This window comes from Blastococcus colisei (assembly GCF_006717095.1).
Taxonomy (GTDB): domain Bacteria; phylum Actinomycetota; class Actinomycetes; order Mycobacteriales; family Geodermatophilaceae; genus Blastococcus_B; species Blastococcus_B colisei.
On sequence record NZ_VFQE01000001.1, the window covers coordinates 3,705,282 to 3,722,283 of the forward strand.

General features: G+C 71.7%; 17 protein-coding genes. 1 reads left to right on the forward strand and 16 read right to left on the reverse strand.

All coding sequences use genetic code 11. The features are described from left to right. Window positions 1–208: 208 nt before the first annotated feature. From FHU33_RS17635 to FHU33_RS17695, 13 genes are all read right to left on the reverse strand, one after another. Window positions 209–3,418, reverse strand: a complete 3,210-nt coding sequence (locus FHU33_RS17635) for a LysM peptidoglycan-binding domain-containing protein (protein ID WP_142026493.1) — start codon at window positions 3,416–3,418, stop codon at window positions 209–211. A gap of 13 nt (window positions 3,419–3,431) precedes the next feature. Continuing rightward, window positions 3,432–3,863, reverse strand: coding sequence for a TadE/TadG family type IV pilus assembly protein (locus FHU33_RS17640; RefSeq protein WP_142026494.1), 432 nt, complete (start codon window positions 3,861–3,863; stop codon window positions 3,432–3,434). Next, entirely contained in the window at window positions 3,860–4,249 is a 390-nt protein-coding gene (locus FHU33_RS17645; protein WP_246063788.1) for a TadE/TadG family type IV pilus assembly protein, read from the reverse strand. The genes FHU33_RS17640 and FHU33_RS17645 overlap by 4 nt, the downstream gene beginning before the upstream one ends. Window positions 4,250–4,287: 38 nt before the next feature. Beyond that, window positions 4,288–4,701, reverse strand: a complete 414-nt coding sequence (locus FHU33_RS17650) for a TadE/TadG family type IV pilus assembly protein (protein WP_246063790.1) — start codon at window positions 4,699–4,701, stop codon at window positions 4,288–4,290. 66 nt (window positions 4,702–4,767) lie between these two features. Then, window positions 4,768–4,965 (reverse strand): hypothetical protein, encoded by a 198-nt coding sequence (locus FHU33_RS17655; protein WP_142026496.1) that lies wholly within the window; start codon window positions 4,963–4,965, stop codon window positions 4,768–4,770. 32 nt (window positions 4,966–4,997) lie between these two features. Beyond that, the gene (locus FHU33_RS17660; RefSeq protein ID WP_246063791.1) at window positions 4,998–5,897 is read right to left on the reverse strand and encodes a type II secretion system F family protein; all 900 of its coding nucleotides are present in this window, start codon (window positions 5,895–5,897) and stop codon (window positions 4,998–5,000) included. A gap of 5 nt (window positions 5,898–5,902) precedes the next feature. Further along, a complete protein-coding gene (locus FHU33_RS17665) occupies window positions 5,903–6,814 on the reverse strand; it encodes a type II secretion system F family protein (RefSeq protein WP_142026498.1) in 912 nt (303 codons plus the stop codon). Beyond that, the gene (locus FHU33_RS17670) at window positions 6,811–8,244 is read right to left on the reverse strand and encodes a TadA family conjugal transfer-associated ATPase (protein ID WP_246063793.1); all 1,434 of its coding nucleotides are present in this window, start codon (window positions 8,242–8,244) and stop codon (window positions 6,811–6,813) included. Before FHU33_RS17670 ends, FHU33_RS17665 begins: the two co-directional genes overlap by 4 nt. Continuing rightward, entirely contained in the window at window positions 8,234–9,043 is an 810-nt protein-coding gene (locus FHU33_RS17675; protein ID WP_142026499.1) for a CpaE/TadZ family protein, read from the reverse strand. The genes FHU33_RS17670 and FHU33_RS17675 overlap by 11 nt, the downstream gene beginning before the upstream one ends. Window positions 9,044–9,055: 12 nt before the next feature. Further along, window positions 9,056–9,742, reverse strand: a complete 687-nt coding sequence (locus FHU33_RS17680) for an SAF domain-containing protein (protein WP_142026500.1) — start codon at window positions 9,740–9,742, stop codon at window positions 9,056–9,058. After that, complete coding sequence (locus FHU33_RS17685; RefSeq protein ID WP_142026501.1) at window positions 9,742–10,656, reverse strand: ATP/GTP-binding protein; 915 nt, start codon at window positions 10,654–10,656, stop codon at window positions 9,742–9,744. Before FHU33_RS17685 ends, FHU33_RS17680 begins: the two co-directional genes overlap by 1 nt. Beyond that, entirely contained in the window at window positions 10,650–11,033 is a 384-nt protein-coding gene (locus FHU33_RS17690; RefSeq protein WP_246063795.1) for a hypothetical protein, read from the reverse strand. The genes FHU33_RS17685 and FHU33_RS17690 overlap by 7 nt, the downstream gene beginning before the upstream one ends. Window positions 11,034–11,445: 412 nt before the next feature. Then, window positions 11,446–11,895, reverse strand: coding sequence for a helix-turn-helix domain-containing protein (locus FHU33_RS17695; protein WP_142026503.1), 450 nt, complete (start codon window positions 11,893–11,895; stop codon window positions 11,446–11,448). Window positions 11,896–12,781: 886 nt separating this feature from the next. Between FHU33_RS17695 and FHU33_RS17705 the strand changes: the two genes are divergently transcribed. Further along, window positions 12,782–13,747, forward strand: a complete 966-nt coding sequence (locus FHU33_RS17705; protein WP_170182499.1) for a M48 family metalloprotease — start codon at window positions 12,782–12,784, stop codon at window positions 13,745–13,747. A gap of 127 nt (window positions 13,748–13,874) precedes the next feature. On the opposite strand, the gene FHU33_RS17710 is transcribed toward FHU33_RS17705, so the two are convergent. The 3 genes from FHU33_RS17710 to FHU33_RS17720 form a co-directional block, all read right to left on the reverse strand. After that, the gene (locus tag FHU33_RS17710; protein WP_142026505.1) at window positions 13,875–14,099 is read right to left on the reverse strand and encodes a hypothetical protein; all 225 of its coding nucleotides are present in this window, start codon (window positions 14,097–14,099) and stop codon (window positions 13,875–13,877) included. A 340-nt stretch (window positions 14,100–14,439) separates the two neighbouring features. Continuing rightward, on the reverse strand, window positions 14,440–15,894 hold the full coding sequence (locus FHU33_RS17715; protein ID WP_142026506.1) for a protein kinase domain-containing protein: 1,455 nt from the start codon (window positions 15,892–15,894) through the stop codon (window positions 14,440–14,442). Window positions 15,895–16,681: 787 nt separating this feature from the next. Continuing rightward, window positions 16,682–16,978 (reverse strand): twin-arginine translocase TatA/TatE family subunit, encoded by a 297-nt coding sequence (locus FHU33_RS17720; RefSeq protein ID WP_142026507.1) that lies wholly within the window; start codon window positions 16,976–16,978, stop codon window positions 16,682–16,684. Window positions 16,979–17,002: the final 24 nt, after the last annotated feature.

Genomic DNA, 17,002 nt, shown 5'->3' on the forward strand with positions numbered 1-17,002 from the left:
GTGAGGAGGCGGCGCCCGTCGACCTGACGAACCGCGAGCTGACCGTGTGTGGCGCTGGCGCCACACACCCGGCGACCCGGCAGTACCCCTGCAACCAAGGAGCCGCCATACTTCTGCGACGGGTCCCGATGCTGAGCGTTGCGGTCAGGGGGATCGCGTATCCGAGGTTGTCGCGTCGTTCAGCCGTCGGCGATGACCACTTCGCTTCCTAGGAAGCGCGGGCGACGAACTCTCGGCGAGCTCGGGCGATGGTTTCCGCCGTGCTCATGTGCAGGTCCATCTCGTCCTCACCGTCGTTGACGGCCACGATCCGGGCAACGAACGCCTCGGCCTCGGCCTGGTTGCCGTCTCGGAACGCGACCCACATCGCATCGACGAGGACCTTCTCGTCCTCGGGTGCCACGAGCAGCGCCGTCTGGCTGGCGGCGCGGGCAGTTTCCAGGTCACCGTCGGCCAGTGCGGAGGTGACGACCAGGTGCGCGACGTCGCAAACTCCCGCCGTGTAGGCCAGATCCAGCCCCTGCAGCCATTCGTAGCCCGACGGCCGCTGACCGAACGGTGGTCCCGACACCAGCTCGAGGGCTGCCGACAGATCGCGGACCCCGTCACCGCCGCGCACCCCTGCCCGGCAGCGCAGCTGGCGGAACAGCTCGGCGTCGACAAGGACGTTCCGTAGCAAGTAGGCGCCGTGGTGTCCGGAGCTCAGGTGCTTGTCCCCGGTGACTGGATCGGTTCCCAACCAGGCGCGGGCACCGGCCGTGACCCGGTGGACGTACGCGCGGGCGGTCACCGGGTCTGCCATGTCCGGGCGCAGTGCCGCGGCCGCCTCGTCCCCCGTCGCACCGTGGGTACGGATGGCGAGGTAGGCCACCACTTCCTCATACCGGCGCCGGAGGCCCGACTTGGCGACGGCTGCTTCGTCACCGCGGGCCCGCAGGGCGACCGGCCCCAGCAGCGTCAGCCGCGGCCGGCTGCAGTCGGGGTCCCACCAGTCGGCGAGGTCGCGGTCCAGCTGCTCAAGGTCACCCTCGACGCGGTCCCGCAGTTCCGTCGGGGCCCGCCGTGCCAGCGCCTCCACGTCCTCGACCGTGGCTGCCGAGGCCTGCACGTAGGTGCCGGTGTCCTGCGGCAGCACCGAGCCCTGAACGGCCGGCGTCCACTGTGCGTACGCCGCCGCGGCGGCCGCTCCGGCGGGGCCGGCCCCGTTGCGGTCGGAACCCCGCGGGAGGTTGACGTCCTCGAGCAGCGCACCGGCCGCGTCGGTGTAGGTGTGCCATGGCTGGTCGCCGGCGGCAGCGGGGATTCCCGCGTCGCCGGCGCTGCGTTCGAATGCCAGGAGTGCGGCGATGTCGGCGGCCTCCTGCGCGGTGAGCTGCCGGGCCTGCAAGCTCAGGTCCAGTTCGGGGATCAGCAGGCGACCGTCGTCGGTCAGGGTCAGCAGCCATCCCTCGGCCGGGGCGCCCGGCTCCTCGCCCAGCACCACGGCCAGGGGGGTACGGTCACCGTGCTCGTGCATGGCGGCGGTTAACGCCGCCAGATCAGGATCGCCCCGGCCGGCATCGGGGGCGACGAGGAGGATCTCGGGCATCCACCCGTCTCCGGCCGTCGCGTGCAGCCGGCCGTTCAGGACGGCGTCCCGACTCGTGTCGGCACCGTCCGTGTACTGGCGCAGCGTGGCGTGCAGGGTCGCGGCGACGGAGCCCGTGTGCTCGGCGTGGCGGAGCCGTTCAGGGTTGAGGTCGACCAGCTCGGCGCCGAAGCCGACGATCGTCACGTGCAGCAGGTCCGACCAGCTGTTGACCGCCAGCTCCGCGGCCAGGTGCCGGGTGAAGTCCGCACACCGCTCGGGTGGGCCGGTGAGCCTCAGGACGCCGATCCGCTCCAGGTCCAGCAGCCACCGCTGCCCGCCGTCGTTGCCGACGCTGACCAGCCCCGGATAGGGAGCCAGGCGGCCGTGTGCCCGGTCGGTGTCGACGGGGTTGTCCGCGGCCAGGTCCAGTGACCACCACTGCCCGGTCTCGTCGGCGATCCACGGCAGCGGTGGAGAAGCTGTCGGCGTGGCGTGCAGCCGCAGGTCCAGCCGGTGCCCGGTCAGCCGGGCGGCGACGACGTCGGGCAGCTGCCCGCCGGGCTGGTCAAACAGGGCGACGGCGAGGCTGCGCAGCGCCACGTCGAGTGCAGCGAAGTCGGCGGCGCCGGCCGACGCCGCGGCCAGGATCGACGCCTCGGCGCCGATCAGCGTCGGCGGAGTCGGGGCCAGCATGCGGCCGGCCCGGCGGCGGCGGAGCCGTTGCCGCCGCTGCACCAGCAGCGCCGCGCCGATCCCGGCGGCCAGCAGTGCCCCTCCCCCGGCCAACGTCACCGCCAGTTCGGTGGGCGACTCCTCCCCCGGGTCGGTGCTCTGCTCGGCGGTGTTGCCGGTTTGCGGTGGCGTCGCCGTGTGCTCCGTCGGCGGGGTCTCCGCCGTGGGTGGCGGCACCGACGGCTCGGCGGGAGCCGGAGCATCCGGCTCAGAGGGGGCGGGGCCTTCCTCGTCCGGTTCGGGATGGCCGGGGATGTCCAGCACCTGGCCGGGAAAGATCAGGTCCGGATCGGTGAACGAGCGCCCGCCCGGCTGCTGCTCACCGGCGTTCAGGTCGAAGATCGGCCGCCATCCCGGCAGGCCTTCGTCCTCGGCGATCTCGGAGAGTGTGTCCCCGGACTCGACCACCACCGGGCCGGCGACCGCAGCGGGCTGCGGCGTCGCGTCGGCGGGGAGGGTCAGCACCCAGCCGGGGCGGATCACTCGGGCGTCGGTCAGCTCGCGCCCATCGGGCTGGGGCCGGCCGCGGTTGAGTTCGAAGATCTCGTCGAACCGTTCCCAGTCGCCGAGGGTCCGCGCGGCGATCCGGCCCAGGGTGTCCCGCGGCTGCACGGTGTACTGCGGCCCGGGCGCTGCCGCGACGTCCGGACCGGCCTGCCCGGCGGAGCTTCCGGTTGCTGCCGGCTCGTCGACCGGGGCGGAGGGCTGCTGGGAGACGATCGGAGGGCTCGCGTAGGCCGGGGCGGCCCAGGACATCAGCGGAGCGCTGCCGACCCCGAGGACGGCGGCGACCAGCAGTCCCGCCAGCTGCTGCATGAACCCCAGCCCGGGCAGGCGGGGGGCGGGCACACCCCGCAGCTGTGCCGGGATCTCCACCGCCACCGATACCGCGAAGACCGCCCACGCGATCCAGCCGACCACCACCAGGAACCCGGAGAACACCGCCCCGGTGTCCGGACCGGACAGCGCGGCGGTGACCTGCGCCCAGGTCGGGAACTGATCGGGCAGATAGGTCCGGCTCAGGACCCACAGCGCGACCGGGATCCCGGCCACGAGAGCGAGCAGAAGCAGCAGCGAGAGGACGCGGCGGCACGCGTCCAGCACTCGAGCACTCATGCGGCTCGCCTCCTCAGTTCACGGCCGGGTCGGTGACGAGGTCGGCGGTGCCGGAGCCGTCGACGGTCATGGTGGTGATGCCGATCAGGCCGAGGAAGATCGTGGGTTCGGTGATGGTGGTGGTCACCGACAGGGTGTCGGCGTCGATCACGGTGACCGCGCCGCGGACGTCGTTGCGGTCCAGATAGGCATGCGCGGCGGCGACCGCGGCGGCGGTGTCGACCCGTACCTCGCCCGCGAGTGCCGCGGAGCGGTCGATGGCCTGCCCGCCGGCCCGGGCTGCCTCGTCAGCGAGCGCATTCGCGCGCTGCGTGGCCTGCACCTTCGCGCCGCCGTCGACGGCCAGCCCGATGATCAGCAGCAGGCCGGGAACGAGGACGGCCATCAGGACGCTCAATGAGCCGCGCTCACCACGCGGGCGGCCGCGCTGTCGGGGGCGGGTCATCGTTCGCGGTAGGCGTCGACGGGGCTGGCGAAGGAGGCGCTGACCTGAACGGAGCCGGGCAGGCCCGGGGCGAGCAGGTCGGTCATGGAAACGGTGCAGGTGATGGCCACGGTCACGTCCCCGGACTGGCCGATCGGCGCACGTAAGCCTGCGCTGTCCACCTCGACGTCCACGCGCTGGCACCGAAGGTCCTGACGGGCAAGGGTTTCCTGGGCCTGCGCGGTCGCCAGCGCCACCGCGGTGTCGGCGTCGACGGCGAGCGAGGCGGCGCGGGAGGCCGCGCGGGCCGCCTCCTGCACGCCGTTGTCGGCGATCTGTACCCGCCCGGCCCAGATCGCGAACGACAGCAGCAGCAGCACCGCGGGGGCCAACACGGCCAGCTCCACCGACACCGAACCGCGCTCACCCAGCGGCGGAAAGCGGGTCATCGGCTCGGCCTCTCCACCGGTCCGACGGCGGTCTGGGCGACCGACCAGCCGGCTACACCCGGGAACAGGCTGATCGACGTGCCGGTCACCGTCACCTCGATGGTGGTCGGCGACCCGGCGACGTCCACCGCGGCGCCGACCAGCAGGTCCTGCGCGGTCTGGGTGAGGAACTCCTCGGCCGCGGAATGGGCGCGGTCGACCGAGGCCGGCTGCACCCGCCCCTCCCGCGCCCCTTCTTCGGCCGCGCCGAGAGCTACCGACCGGGCGTAGAACCACAGGGCACCCTGGATCAGGGTCATCACGGCCAGCAGGATCACCGGAAAGATGATCGCCAGCTCCACCGCTGCCGCTCCGCGCTCCCCGGCCAGCCGCCGCCGGGCCGCCTCACCGGCGCGCGGTCGAGCGGGCACCGGGCGGCCGGACGTCGGCGGCCTCCCCCGACCGCCGATGGGCGCGCAGCTTGGCACGGCGGGTGGCTACTGGATCTGACTCGAGCGGGACGTGACCGCGTTGGCGATCACTGCCACCAGCGCCACCGCGATACCCAGCAACGCCAGGGTGATGATCACCTGCTCGATCGACACCGAGCCCCGTTCGGATTCGGCGCGCACCGCCCGATACCGGTCTCGCAGCGCGCCACCCAAGCAGAGCAGCGTAGTGATCAGTGGGGTCATGGTGAGTTCCCTTCGGGTCGCGGTCAGCTGGGTCAGCTGCCCATCAGTCGGGACAGGGCGGGATACAGGAACAGCAGCAGGAACGCGATGGACAGCAACGCCACCGGGGCGGTGAGCTTCTCGCTGGCGGTGTTGGCCAGCGCCTCCTCCTCCGCCAGCAATTCCACCCGCAGCGACTGGGCGCGGGCCCGCAGCGTCGGGGCGATCGACGCCCCCTGCTCGGCGGCGATGACCGCGATGTCGGCGATGTCGGCCAGCTCGCCGACGCCGGTGTCCGTGGCCAGCCTCCGAAGCCCGTCCCACGGCTGTTGCCCGGCCAGCCGGGCGCCGACCAGCCCATCGGTGATGCGGCGGAACACCCAGCCGGTGCCCAGCGCCGCAGCCCGTTCCAGGGCGATCGTCGGGCCCTCGCTGGCGTCGCGGCGCAGGCTCACCAGGTCCAGGTAGGAGCACAGCGCTCGCCGCATCTGTCCGCGCGCCTCCTTCGCCTGGTCCCGGACGACGAGATCCACGACGAAGAACAGGCTCACCGCGAGCAGGAGCGACCCGGCGACCGGCACCACCACCGGTAGCCGCCAGCCGGCCAGCGACAGCACCGCGGACAGCAACGGCACGAACCCGGCCCCGAACGCGGCCGTCCCGGCCTTGCGCAGCAGGAAACCCTCCGGTGTCCAGCCGATCAGGGCCAGTGCGTGGGTTGGGATCGGAACGCCGGCGGTCATCAGCCGCGCGCCGGCCCAGGCTCCGGCGCGGCCGGCCACGCGGGCCCAGGGGTCACCCGCGACCGGACCAGTCGGCACTGGCGTGACCCGGCCGTCGAGGCGGGCGAGCGCGTCGGCCAACCTCGGCTGCTCGACGACCAGCACCGCCCGCGCCAGCAGAAACACCCCGAGGCCCAGAACGGCGCCGAAGCCGATTAACGCCAGCTGCATGCCGTTCATCCGACGGTCGCCGTCTCGCGCTCGCTGCCCGCGCGCCGCCGTCCGGTGTCGACCAGGAAGCGGGGGGACGGCGCCGGCTGGGTGAGCCGGCGCATCCACAGCAGGCAGCCGGCCATCATCGCCGCGATCGCGGCCAACGCCAGCTGACCGACCGCACTGCCATAGGGGGCGATGTAGTCGCCGTTCAGGGCGGCCACCGCACAGGCGCCGAAGGTGATCATCAGCAGCCAGCGCGCGTTCGCCCGGGGCTTGGCGCGGTCGGCCTCGATCTTCCGGCGCATCGCGACGTCCTCGGACAGACTCCCGGCCAGCTCGGTCAGCACCCGGGCCAGCCCGGGGCCGCGCAGCTCGGCACCGAGCAGCAGCGCCGCGACGACCAGGTCGCCGGCGGCGTCGTCCAGGTCGTCGGCGAAGGCCAGCAGCGCCCGGCTGGTGGGCCACCGGGCCTGCAGCCGCGCCGTCAACGTCGCCACCTCGACGGCGATCGGCGCCGGCGCGGTACGCGCCGACCGGATCAGGGTCTGCTCCAGGCCACCACCGGCAGCGATCACATCGGAGGTGCGGCGCACCCACTCCTGCAGCGCCTCCAGCCGCTCCACTGCTGCGTTGCCGGCGGTGAACTGCCGCAGCAGCCACGGAAACCCGACCACCGCGAGGCCGGCGAGCGCGCCACCGACCGGCCATCCCGAACTCAGCCACACCGCCACCGCCGCGGCGACGGCCGCCGCGTACAGCCCCCGCTGCCTGGACGTGCTCCGTTCGCCGGCCGCCAGCATCGACCGCCAGCGACGGGACCGTTGCGACACGGCCGGCGGGGCCTCGGTCCCGAGCCACCCGTGGACGGCGACCGCCAGGCCACCGACGATCAGCGCCCCACACACCCCCGCCAGCAGCACCAGCCCGTTCACCGCAGGGTCTCCAGGGCGGAAGTCCAGTGCCCGCGGCCGGGGCTCAGCCACTCCGGGTCGAAGCCGACCCGCTCGTAGTCGGCCAGATCGACCGGGTCGTGCTCGGGCACCGCCCGACGATCCGGGCCGGGCGCGAACACCTCGGTGACGGCGGGGCGGCCGGCCTCACCGATGCCGTTGCACTCCAGCACCTGGCTGACGAACCGGTGCCGCCGTCCGCCGATCCACCGCTCGTCCACGGTGGCGATGTGCACGATCAGGTCGATGGCGCCCGCGCAGGAGCGGTAGGCGTGCTCCGGGGTGACCGACGCCCGGCCGCGCATGCACAGGTTGGCCAGCCGCTCGAAGGCGTGGTGGGCGGAGCGGGCGTGCAGGGTGCAGCAGGAGCCGCCCTCGCCGGCCTCCATCACCTCGATCAGCGGCCACGCCTCCTCACCGCGGACCTCCCCCAGCCACACCCGGCTGGTGTTCATCACCAGCGCCTGCTCGACCAGCTCGGTCAGCGTCACCTCACCGAGGCGGCGGCCGTCCGGACCGCGCTCGCCGGTTCCCTCCCGCGCCTCGAACGGCACCACCCGGGGGTGCCGCTCGGGCAGGTCGTGCAGCAGCAGCTCGAAGTGCTTCTCGATCGTGGCCAGGTTCTCCTGCACCGGCAGCTCATTGGCCAGCGCCCGCAGCAGCAGCGTCTTGCCGGCGCCCTGCCCGCCGGTCACGACGATGTTCTTGCGGGCCCGGATCGCCGCCCGGAGGAACTCCGCGAGCGCCCGGTCCAGGGCTCCCAGTCCGATCAGGTCGGAGAGGTCTACGTTGCGGATCCGGTGCCGGCGGATCACCAGCTGCGGGCGCGGCACGGTCTCGATCACCGCCGCCAGCCGCGAACCGTCCGGCAGCCGCATCGTCAGCAGCGGGCTGGCGGGCGTCAGGGTCCGCTCCGAGCGGCCGAGCCGGGCGGCGATGTACTGCAGCTGCCGCACCAGGTCCTCGTCGGAGTCGGCGACCGCCTCGACGCGGACGTCACGGCCGTCGGCGTAGCCGATCCACACGTTGTCGAAGCCGTGCGCCTCGATGTTCTCCACCAGCGGGTCGTCGACGTAGGGCTGCAGCCGGCCCAGGCCGAACTGGGCGGCGAACGCCGCCTCCGCGATCGCCAGCTCGTCCTCCGCGGACGGAACCGCCTGCCCGCTACGCATCCGCTCGCGCACCAGCTGGTCGATCTCGTCCTGGATCAAAGTGCGTGCCAGTTCCTGCTGCGCCGCCACCCCCAGAGACGGTCGCCGTTTGAGTTCCTCCGCCAGGGCCGTCGCCGTCGCGTCGTGCAACCGGCGAACCACCTTCCAATCCAGGGGAGCCGGCGCCGCATCCAGTCGGCCGTGCCCGTTGGGCTCGGCCGGAACGGCCGCCCTGGCGTGATCCATCTGTTCAGCGGCCACGGCTGCTCCCGGCGTTACTCGCTGGGATCGGCCGTGGCGTCGGGGCGAGCCGGTCGTGCCGGGCTGCGGCGAACTCGGCCAGGTCCGCCGCGGCCGTGCGCGCAGCGCGTAGCAACACCGACTGTGTGAACAGTCGGCTGGCCGGGGCGCCGTCGCTCAGCACCGACGCCGCCTTCGGGTCGCGCGGCAGCACACCGATGACCGGCATGCCCAGTGCATCACCGACCTCACGAGCGCTGTACGGCTCCCCCGGGCCGACCACCAGCGCGCACAACGCCCCACCGCCGCCCGGGGCCTCGGGCACCAGTGTCCGCAGGTCCGCGATCGACAGCTTTGCCGCGTGCACCGCACGCAGCGTCGACCCCGTCACCAGGACCACTGCGGCGGCCCGCTGCAACACCGGGATCGGGTACCGCTCCGACCGCAACCGCCCGCAGTCGGCCAGCACGTCGGTCCCCTGCTCGTCGAGTCCCGTCAAGGCAGCCGCGAGGCGATTCCAGTCGATGCCGCGCGCGGCGCCCGGGTCGACCAGTCCAGGCAGCAGGAGCGCTCTGCCTGCCTCGTCCAGCCGCAGCAGATGGGCGAACAGCTGCTGCTCCAGCCCGCCGCGGCGGGCGGCGAACGCCAGCTCGCCCAGCCCGCCGGCCGGCAGCTGCGCACGGCCGTAACCGGCCAGCACCTCACCGCCCGCCGGGTCCAGCTCGGCAAGGGTCGCCCGCCGCTGCCAGGACAGGACCAGCGCCAACCCCGCGGTGCTCACCCCCGGGGATCCCTTCGCCGAGGTCAGCGCGATCAGCACCGGAATCCTCGCCTACTCGCCCGGTACCACGACGATGACGACCAGACCGGCGGCCGCCCGGGCGGCCACATCCGCGCCGTCGACGTCGTCCACGAGCACGTCCACGACCCGGAGCCCGTCGACCCCGACCGGCCCGGTGTTGGCGACCGTCGCCTGAACCGGGCCCGGCGTGGGGGCACCGGCCGGTGCCATGCCTTCGGTGGCCATCGGCACCAGCAGCACCTCGTCGCCGGAGCGCAGCGGGGTCGCGGGCACCTGGGCGGTGGTCACCGCAACCCCGACCAGGTGCTGCCCCGGCGGCGGGAACCGCTCGTCGGTCAACGCCTCGCGGGTGAGCAGCGACCCCGCAGTCAGGTCGGTGGCCGCGATCATGCCGATGACCTCGTCGCGGTCGGCGTACGGGATCGGCGACAGTGCCGGATCGGCTGCGATCCGCGCCTCCACCAGGTCGGCGTCGGTGACCTTCTGTCCCCACGGCACGGCGCGGGTGAGCGCGACGACCGAGGTGGTCTGTCCCAACGACGTCGCCACGAAAGAGGCGCCCAGCGCACCGAGGACCACCATCGCGACCGCCAGGGCGAGCAGCGCCGGCCGGCGGCGACGCCGGGGCGGGAACAGCGTGGGCGCCCTCGAGAGACCCGGGGGCTCGACCGGGGTGTCCAGCCGGGAGGGAGAGTCGTCGGTGCGGGCCCGGGTCATCAGGTGCCGTCCTGGTTCAGCACGTGCAACTCACCGACCGAGAGCTCGGCATCCGACGAGAGCTCCAGCACCTCCGTGCCCGACTGGCCGCCGCCGGACCAGGTGATCGTCCACGTGCTGGTGGCGGTGATCGGCCACGGCCCGCCGCCGGGTACGTGATTGGCCGAGGCAGTCGCGTAGGTATAGCCGCAGTCCGGCGACTCGCCGTCCGAACCGGCCGGATACGGCGTGCCTGCGCCGCAGATCACCGTGTTGCCGTCGCCCATGTCCCAGACGATCCGGCTGACCTCGCCCACCGCGGTCACCGTCACGCCACCGGCGGACGCCGACTGCCGGGTAGGCCCGGTGGTGTGCTCGCCGCGCTCGGTCCACATCCAGACCGGCAGCCCGACCAGGCCACTCGCCGAGCCCGGCGGCGGGGCCATGCCGATCTGCGGGGCATGCATCACCATCGATGCGATCGCCTGCTCAGCCAGCATCCGCGGATCGACTTGCGTGGCCGGCGTCGGATCAGCGCCATTGGGCAGGAAAATGCGCGCCACCCAGTCGCGGGAGAACCCGGCTGGCGGTGGACAGACCATCAACCAGATCGTGCCGCTCTCCGGCGTCTGACCGGCCCAGACCGGATCCAACGCCCACGGCTGCGGATCAGCTATCTCGTAGGTGCAGGGATTCGGGTCTTCGGCGGCGCCTTCGCCACCAGTATCAGCCGGTCCGGCCGCGGAGCCGTCTTCGCCTCCGCGACCACCGTCCCCGTCGCCCGGCGGGGCCGGGACCCAGATAACGCAGATACCCGTGCGCGGATCGGTCCGCTGACACTCGACCGGCGGAGCCCCAGCTGCAGTGCCCGGCGCTGCGAGGCTCACTGTCACGAGGGCTGCCGCCAGTCCCGCAATCCGGGCCAGCGTCAGCACGGTTGATCCGTCCGCGGCTCCAGCGTGCTGACCAGCCACGGTTCGCCGGGTTCGGACAGGTACTGGATGACCGTGATGTCCCAGACGTACCGGGGCGGAGTCCCCGGCGGAACGACCTCACCGCTGTCGGCCTTCACCAGCTGCGTGCTCTGGCTGTCATAGCAGCCGGTCATGGCCACGGTCGGCCCCTCCGGCGCGGCAAGACCTACGCTCATGACCTCGACGTCCACCTGCGAGTCGCCGACCTGCCGGAGGCCCAGCACCGCATAGTCACGAGCCGCCTGGACGGCGAGGTAGGCGGCGGGGTCACCGGCGTACTGGCGGATCTCCGGCTCCCAATCCCTCAGTCCCGGGTCTTGGCTGGCCGCGTCCGTCACGCGCAGAAACTCACTGAAGGCGGTAGTCGCGGCCTCCTCCGCCAACTCCTCCCGGGTCGGCGGCGGCGCGGTTGTCGTGGTCGGTGCCGCCGCCGAGCTGGACGTCGTCGCCCGTGGCGGAGTCTCTCCTCCGCTACAGCCGGAGAGAGCCAGGAACAGCGCCAGAGCGGCAGATGTCCGAGCGGCTACCCGCGGGCCTGTCATCGCCGTGGTCCTGCCGAGAGGACCGGCGCCGGGGCTCCGGGCAACGGCACTGGTTCGCAGGACGAAACGTGCGCGTCAGGAGTCAGAACAGCGCTTCGCCAGCACACGACTGTGGCGCTGTCCATAGGGACCTCCCCGACCGGCGTTCGGACGGGAAATTACCATCCCACCCGGTGAGCGCAACCCCCAGCTGAACCGGCTCGTGCAGTTACCTGAGGGAGGTCTCGGCGGGATGGTCACTTCGGGAGCGACGGATGGCTGACTGAACCAGCGCCGCATCGATCCGTAATACCGCGGCGATCGCCGCGATCACCTTGTCGGTCGGTTCTGAACCCGGGCGACCGTCTTCGAGGCGCACGTACGTCATCACAGACATCCCCGGTGCGCCCATCTCGTTCGTGGCCAACCCGGCGGCCACGCGCAACGCCGCTAGCGGCGGATCGTCCGGGTCGACATCGAGCAGTGAGAGCGGTTCGACGCCCAATACTGCCGCGAGTTTCGGCACGAACCGTGGCCTCGGCCGCTCGATGCCCGACTCCCACACCTTGATCCGGGAAGGGCTGGACAGCCCGAGCGCCAGGGTCAGGTCCTCCCTCGTCAGTCCCACGGCCTCCCGGGCGGCCAGGAGACGATCACCGCGGAGAAGTGGCCGCGCCACAGCACCTCCATCGACCCAGCCCGGTCAGATGCCCGCCGGTAGTCGTGCACCCTATCGACGGCGGTAGGCGCTGGCAGCAAGTCCCGGTGCGCGCAAATCCCGTCGATGTCATACGGCCGTCGACCGTGCCTCGCGATAGCCGGTCTCATGGCCCCGCCTTCCGCTCGCCGGCAGGAGGACGTCCCAGGAAGCTTTGTGCGCAGGCCGCCTGGAAGCAGACTCGGGGATCGCGACCGAGTGGTGTGGCGGCAAGGTGAGGAGGTCGTCCGCTCCAGTGGCTTCCCGCGCTCTAGCAGCGCCGAGTCATCCGTCTAACGCGAGAGAAGTGGTCCACGCCATTCTCCTGCAGCCGTGATGGCACCGATCCGACCGGCGCGGGAACCGAGCGGACGATCAACGGGCCCAGCTCAGCGACCTCATGAAGTACTGAAGAGGCACTGGAGAATCTGAGGCAGTGTCATCGGCACAGGATGCCTCTGCGGACCTGCGGGGTGAGCTCGACGGGACTCGACGGATGGCTGGGCGACCCGCTCGCGGCTTCCTCGAGAGTTCTCTCGCCGATCCCCGCTTCCTGAGACCGAGAGAATGGCCATGGATTTGGCCCGGGCGACAGAAACCGCGACGCATCAGCAGTAGCTGACCCTGATCGAGGCGGCTGCCCTCCTTCGACCCCGATCGCAGCACTATGGTATTGGCGGCAACGAGGTCTAAGTGCCGACGGCTTCCGGCTGGGTCGCCGTGTCGTCTACCAATCGCGCGGACCACGACCGCTGAGGCCTCATGCGCCCCCAACGCCGAGACACACAATAGGTCCACCCGGCATTGTTGTCAGTACCGGCTGACAGTGTCGGTCATCTCAAATGTCACGCAGGGCAAGGTGGCCGACATGAAGCACAGCTGTGAACGTCCCCGACACTCCGCAGAGTGGCGCCTGCTGTGCGCCGCCCCGGCGATCCTGCTCAGCGCGATGCTAGTGACGGTCGCCTTCAGCTGGTTGAGGCCGTACACCCTCCTGCCCGTCGCCGCCTGGTTGCTCCTGGTCCCCGTGTTGTTGCTGATCCGCCCGATCGAACGGCTCGCGGTCGGCACTGCCTACCGGTTCGAGATACCTACCGGCCGAGACGCCGAATGGCTGACCTGGCTTCAACAGCGGACCGAAAACCGATGCGGGGTCGCTGCTGACCGCCTCGACTGGTACGTCCGCACCGACCCAACACCGAATGCGTTCGCTGTCGGTCTGCGCTCGATCACCGTGACCACCGGTTTCCTGCACCTCCTCGAGAGCGGCCGACTGACCCCGGAACAGGCGGTAGCCGTGGCCATGCACGAGGTGGGACACCACATCACCCGCGGCCCCCGCTACGGGCTGATCATCAACTGGCTGACCCTTCCGTGGCAGATCCTCTACCGGGCTGCTATCCGCATCGGCCACAGGCTTCCGCTCTCCCGCGCCGGCACGCTACTGATGCCGATCGTGTCCGTCGTCGCCATCGTCGACCTCGTACGCGAAGATCGCCCACCCCAACATGTCGTACCCGTCCTCATCACGCTGATCACCGTGGCCATCGCCGTCATGGCCTCTCCCGTCGCTGACGCCGCTGCCTGCCGCGCCGGCGAACGCGCCGCCGACTCCTACGCCGCCGGACTCGGTGCGGGCCCGGACCTCGCCCGGGCACTGGACCAGGTGGCCCCCTGCTACGCCGGGACCCTGCTCGAGATGCCCCTGTCCAGCCACCCGGCGACCGCCGCCCGGCAACTACGGCTCTCCAGCGCTCCTGCCGGCCTCGCCCACGCCGGCCCATACCAGGCCGACCTTGCAACAGCGGATGGCAGTGCACTGACGAAGGAATGACCCGGGGGCGGGTTCAGGTTTGCGCAGACCGTGTTAAGCGCGGGACGGCCAAAGTCGGAACGGGTGGCTATTCCCGCAGGAGGCCGGCGCTGTCCGTTCACGCCCTCCGCGGGTAGGGATCCCCGGGTCAGTCGTCCTGATCGTCGTCCTGATCGTCGTCCTGGTCGTTGTCGTCGTTCTGGTCGTTCCCGTCGTCGTCGTTGACCGTGTCCTCGATGACGTCGGTTCCCGCCTCAGAGCCGCATGCGGTCAGCGTGGCGCTGCCACAGAGCAGGGCCGTCAGGGCAGACAGGACGGCGATTGAGCGTCGCATTCGCATGATCGGACCGTAACGGCTCACCTGAGAAAGCACTCCCTCGATGAGAACCCGCTCATACCGCTCTCATCCAGCTGTCGGCGTACACGCGCTGCCCGAACTCCTGAGAGAAGCGCCGAGCGGTCCTCCGCCCACGCGGCTATCCTCCGCATCCCTTCAACGAGGAGGGGACCGAGCGAGCCGGCCCTCGTGGTGGGCGACTGATGCCCGACGATCAGCTCGTCGCATTCGGTCAGCTTTAGGAACCGGTCGAGGTACTCCCTACCTCGGCAAGGGTGCCCATCGCTATGTCAGCGTGCCCTGCTGCACACGTCAACCCGCGGGGCGACTCCCGCCGACATCCCCCTCTGTGCGACATCCCTCCGCGCGACCGACGTCAGTCATCATCGTCGTCGTCACGCTCATCACCGTTCCCGCGGCCGTTCCCGCCGTCACCGTTCCCGCGGCCGTTCCCGTCCTTGCCGCTGTCCTCGTCCGGGTCCCCGTCGTCGTCGCGCTGCTCGTCCTGGCCGCGCTCGACCGGTTGCTCCACCGGCGGGGGTACCACCACCGGCGGGGGCACCACCACCGGCGGAACGGCGTAGGTGACGGTGACGACGCCACCCGGCGCCACCTCGCCCACGGGGTCGATGCCGGTCACCTGTCCCGCGAGGACGTCCGCCGTCTCCGCCGGCACAAGTTCTACGCGCAGTCCGCGGCCGATCAGTTCGGCCTGGACCTCCGCGACGGGCCGGTCGAGGTAGTCCTCGGCGACCACACTGATGCCGGGCTCGGCCGTCTCCTCGGAAGTCGCGCCGTCCGCGGGGACCTGCCGGCTTCCCCACGAGAGGGCGAGGACCGTCGCGTGGACCATCAGGGCGGCCAGCGCGCCGAGGAGGACACGGACCGCGGTCCGGCGTGGGGTCGCCCTGGCCCGGGAGGCTACGGACGTGGTCGCTCCTGTGATCCCTGCGGGCGGGAGAGGCATCACGGCGGTGCGCGCCGCAGCCGGCGCCGCCCCGGGGCGGCCGGCGATGACGTCGTCGACGGCGGCGAGCAGCGCGGCGCCGTTCGGAAAGCGTTCGGCGGGGTCCTTGGCCATCGCCCGCCGGACCAGCCTGCGTACGCTCTCCGGCAGGTCGGCCGGCAGCGGATCGGGCTCGTCGCGGATCTGCATGACCGCGATCTGGACCGAGCTCTCCCCGTCGAACGCCCGCCGGCCCGCCAGGCACTCGTAGGCCACCGCGCCCAGGGCGTAGACGTCGCTCGCCGCGCCGGCCTTCGCTCCCTGCGCCTGCTCCGGGGACAGGTAGTGCGCGGTTCCAATGACCTGGCCGGTCTGGGTCAGCGGCACGCTGGACGCCGACCAGGCGATCCCGAAGTCGGTGATCTTGACGACGCCGTCGCCGCCCAGCAGCACGTTGCCCGGCTTGACGTCGCGGTGCACCACGCCGGCGGCGTGCGCCGCGGCCAGGGCCGCCGCGCACGAGCGCACGATGCCCAGAGTCGTCGGGACGTCGAGACGCCGTTCGCGGGCGAGCAGCGTCGCCAGCGACTCCCCCTCGACCAGTTCCATGACCAGATAAGCCAGGCGCTCGCCGTCCTCGTCCAATTCCCCGTAGTCGAACACCGAGGCGATGTTGGGGTGGGTCAGGAGGGCGGTGTGCTGCGCCTCGGCGCGGAAGCGGCGGAGGAATGCCGCGTCACCGGTGAACTCGCTGCGCAGCACCTTCACCGCGACCGGCCGCTGCAGCACGGTGTCGCGGGCCCGCCAGACCCGGCCCATGCCGCCGCTGGCGAGCAGGGCCTGGAGCTCGTAACGGTCACTCAGGAGGCGTCCCCTCGGTTCCATCCGATCCCCCCCGCTCGTCGGCGCTGCCTCGGAATGCACATCGTCCGCGTCCGTGCAGGTATTGCCCGCGCCAGTGTGGAGGGTGCCCCGCGGACTGGCGCCTCAACTGAACGACGCGCCAGAGCGGAGGGCCTAGACCGCGGCGACCCGTAGAGCACCAGACGACACCGAGCATTCCGGGAGCGCCTCGACACGGGCGAGCACCAGACATTCGACGCGATGAAACCTGTGCCCGCGACACCTGACCGTCCGCGGCCACCGAGCGACGCCGGATGGCTCAGTCGCGAGAGGCCCCACTGCCTCGGCCAGCGGGGAGGCTGATCCTCGCCGGCGTAACCGGTCGTTGATCAACGTGACGGTGGGACCCGGATCCCGCGGGTCCCACACACTCGTGACCGCACGTCCACCGCGCCGTCACGGTGAACAGCTTGCTCCACTCGCACGTCACCGACCGCGCACGATCCGCTTAAGCCTTCCCGACGCCGGGAGTGTGGTTGCCGAGCTGGTCAGGGACCTGCACAGCCTCGCTCGCCTGGTGCGGGGCTCCTGCGTCAACCGCAACCCAACTGATAGGTCAGGCCAGCACTCCGGCCCTCCTCGGACGCTGCCCGTCGACGTCACGACACGGGCCCGGTGGCGCGGCGAGATTCGCGCCGACGTTGACCCACGGTCGTGGTCGATCAGCTGCGAGCGCGTGCCACTACCGGTTCCTGAACGCGCACGGCACTCGACGACGGCCTTGGTCGCAATCTGTTCCCAGCCCCCGCCCGATCCCTGAGCCCTCCGGTCAGGGTGAGCCGGGACGGTGGCCGCGCTGCGCCGGGGGCGTGTCGTCCTCACCGATGAGGTGCTCGCGGACGAACGTCTTCGGGTGGTACCTGCGCAGGTCAAGGTCGCGCAGGTGGTCGAAGTCCTCACCGAGTGATTCGTGCACCTGGCTCCGCACCCCGGTCATCGCGCCCCGAACGCGCTTCAGACCCCCAGCGGCGTCCTTCGCCAGGTCCGGAAGCCGCTCCGGGCCGAAGATGAACAGGGCGGACAGACCGAGGACGACGATCTCGCCCCAACCGATCGAGTTGAACACCGACGCTCCCTTCGTGTGATCGGC

What these genes read in the sequence shown, in the direction of transcription:
- FHU33_RS17635 (WP_142026493.1), bottom strand. Translation starts at nt 3,418, where the DNA reads ATGAGTGCTCGAGTGCTGGACGCGTGCCGCCGCGTCCTCTCGCTGCTG.
- FHU33_RS17640 (WP_142026494.1), bottom strand. Translation starts at nt 3,863, where the DNA reads ATGACCCGCCCCCGACAGCGCGGCCGCCCGCGTGGTGAGCGCGGCTCA.
- FHU33_RS17655 (WP_142026496.1), bottom strand. Translation starts at nt 4,965, where the DNA reads ATGACCCCACTGATCACTACGCTGCTCTGCTTGGGTGGCGCGCTGCGA.
- FHU33_RS17660 (WP_246063791.1), bottom strand. Translation starts at nt 5,897, where the DNA reads ATGCAGCTGGCGTTAATCGGCTTCGGCGCCGTTCTGGGCCTCGGGGTG.
- FHU33_RS17680 (WP_142026500.1), bottom strand. Translation starts at nt 9,742, where the DNA reads ATGACCCGGGCCCGCACCGACGACTCTCCCTCCCGGCTGGACACCCCG.
- FHU33_RS17705 (WP_170182499.1), top strand. Translation starts at nt 12,782, where the DNA reads ATGAAGCACAGCTGTGAACGTCCCCGACACTCCGCAGAGTGGCGCCTG.
- FHU33_RS17715 (WP_142026506.1), bottom strand. Translation starts at nt 15,894, where the DNA reads ATGGAACCGAGGGGACGCCTCCTGAGTGACCGTTACGAGCTCCAGGCC.